The following is a 2561-nucleotide window of genomic DNA, read 5'->3' on the forward strand; positions in this document are numbered from 1 at the left end:
GTTCTGACCGTCGGCGAGCTCGGCGCTCAGAGCTGTGACAAGATCACCCCCATCATCGAGGTTCCCGGCGTGCTGTCCTTCCTGGCACACGACAACTTTGACACCCCGGTGAAGGGTATCCAGACCCTGCTGCCCGAGTACGAAGCTAAGTTCGGCACCAACCTGCCCAACAACCCGCTCTACGGTGAGCGCGCAGGTCAGAAGATCGATTACCTGCCCTCCCTCGAGGTCTCCTACTGGGGCTTCCGCGGCATGATGGCCCTCGGCGGAATCGTTCTGCCCTTCTACCTCTACGCACTGTGGGTAACCCGTAAGAAGGGCGTGGGCACCGTCCCCGAGTCCAAGCTGCTCAAGAACGTTGCAGTCTGGTCCATCCTGGCTCCCTTCTTCGGCATCTCCCTCGGCTGGATCTTCACCGAAATGGGCCGCCAGCCCTTCGTTGTGGCTCCGAACCTTCAGGGTGACCCCTCGATTCACCTGTTCACCGCAGCAGCTATCTCCCCGGGTGTTTCCGGTGAAGAAATCCTCTTCTCCCTGCTCACTCTGGGCCTGCTCTACGGTGTGCTGATGGTGGTTGAGGTCTACCTGCTCATCAAGTACGTCAAGGCCGGCGTCGTGGCAGCAATGCCCGAGCTGGTTCAGTCGCACCACGAGGACGAGTCCAACGACAAGTCCAAGCGCGATGTGCTGGAGTTCGCCTACTAGGCGGGTAAGGATTGATTCACCATGAACTTTGATTTCAATATCTTTGCCGGTCAGCCTGGCCTGCCCACCCTCTGGTTTGTCGCCATTGGCGTCTTCCTCATCATGTACATGATTCTCGACGGTTTCGATCTGGGTGTCGGTATGCTGATGGGTTCCAAGTTCAGCAAGAACGAGAAGGAACGTCGTCTGCTGCTGAACATCATCGGCCCCGTCTGGGACGGCAACGAGGTGTGGCTTGTGTCCGGCGGTGCTGCTATCTTCGCAGCATTCCCCATCTGGTACGCAGCCCTCTTCTCGGCTCTGTACATCCCCCTGACCCTCGCGCTGGTCTTCCTGATTCTGCGCGTGGTCGCAATTGAATACCGCGGTAAGAAGAACGACGAGAAGTGGATCCGTAACTGGAACATCGCTCTGTCCGTCTCCTCCTTCGGTATCGCACTGCTCGTCGGTGCTCTGCTGGGCCTGACCTCCATGGGTCTGCCCATCAACGACAACGGTGACCGCGTCGGCGGCGCCTTCGCTTGGGTCTCCCTGCCGGTTCTGCTCGGCGGTCTGGGCTTCGTTGGCTTCTCCCTGGTTCAGGGTCTTGCCTTCATCGCTCTGAAGACCGACGGCGATATCCGCGACCGTGCCCGCAACACCCTGGTGCGCTGGGCTCCCGTCCTGCTGCTGCCGATCGTTGCATGGGTTCTGGCTCTGGACTTCACCACCGGTAACGGCATCTCCTGGCTGTGCACCATCCTGGCTGTGGTTGCTGTTCTGATTGCTTGGATCTCCGCAAAGGGTGGCCGTGAGGGTCGCGCTTTCGCTGGTATGTCCGTGTTCCTCGCATTCGGTGCGCTGGCAATCTTCACCGCAATGTACCCGAACGTTCTGCCCTCCACCCTGGACCCGGCATACTCGCTCACCATTGCGAACGCATCCAGCTCCGAGTACACCCTGGGCGTTATGACCTTCGTGACCTGCCTTGGTCTGCCGGTCGTGTTCGTCTACCAGGCATGGACCTACTGGGTCTTCCGTAAGCGTCTGCACGTGGATCACATCCCCGAAGCACACGACGCTACCGAACTGGCTGAACTGCCGACCAAGTAGCATGTAGCTGATTGAAAAATCCCCCGGATTTCTCTTCTGAGAAGTTCGGGGGATTTTTCTATGCCCTCAGAGGATATTCCCGCGGATGATGTAGCTTGCGGCAGATGAGTGAGCGCGCAAAAATTTTTGGTGTCCCCCCCCCGAAATTTGGGCGCGACAGGGAGTAAAAGGTGTAATGTGGTGTACAACTCACTCTTATGAAAGGCGTTCAACGATGAAATTCCTCAACCGCCGCACCGAAACTACCCCTCGCACCGGTACGCGCCGCCGCCTGCTCGCCACGGGCGCCCTGCTCTGCATCGGCGTGCTCCCGCTGAGCGCATGCTCGCTCTTCAACCCGCCGCTGGAACGCGACGAAAGCGTCCACGCCATCTTTGACGCGGAACAGGACATTGTGAAGATGCCCCTGGACGATTACCTCTACTACGAGCGCACCAACTACGAGTACATGGCATTGCAGATTGCCATGAAGCAGTGCTTTGCCGAACACGGGCAGAACTACACCATCCAGGCTCCCTATTCTGAAAGCGCACCCCGCGGTGATTTGGGACGAAAGTACGGTCCCTGGAACGTCGAGTACGCCCAGAAGTACGGTTTTCAGAAGCGAGACCCCAACAACGCAGCCGCCCCCATCTCCTATAACTCGGGGGAGAGCATGAGCCCCGAGGACAAGCTTCGCACCGAATGCTACCCCAAGGCCCGCGAGACCCTGGACGCCGCGGTGCCCGAAGGTAAGAGGCCCGAGAAGGAAGGGCAGTCCACAT

General features: G+C 59.1%; 2 protein-coding genes and 1 pseudogene. All 3 read left to right on the forward strand.

Features of this window, described 5'->3' with window-relative positions; all coding sequences use genetic code 11:
- Nucleotides 1–705: cytochrome ubiquinol oxidase subunit I (locus tag QZ540_RS08420; protein ID WP_294629177.1), on the forward strand; the 705-nt coding region annotated here is incomplete at its 5' end.
- Between the two features lie 21 nt (nt 706–726).
- On the forward strand, nt 727–1797 hold the full coding sequence (gene cydB / locus QZ540_RS08425) for a cytochrome d ubiquinol oxidase subunit II (RefSeq protein WP_294629179.1): 1071 nt from the start codon (nt 727–729) through the stop codon (nt 1795–1797).
- 214 nt (nt 1798–2011) lie between these two features.
- Nucleotides 2012–2561: pseudogene (locus tag QZ540_RS08430) on the forward strand (multidrug transporter); the annotation flags it as partial.

Origin of the sequence: uncultured Rothia sp., from assembly GCF_916049665.1 — a bacterium.
Lineage (GTDB): Bacteria > Actinomycetota > Actinomycetes > Actinomycetales > Micrococcaceae > Rothia.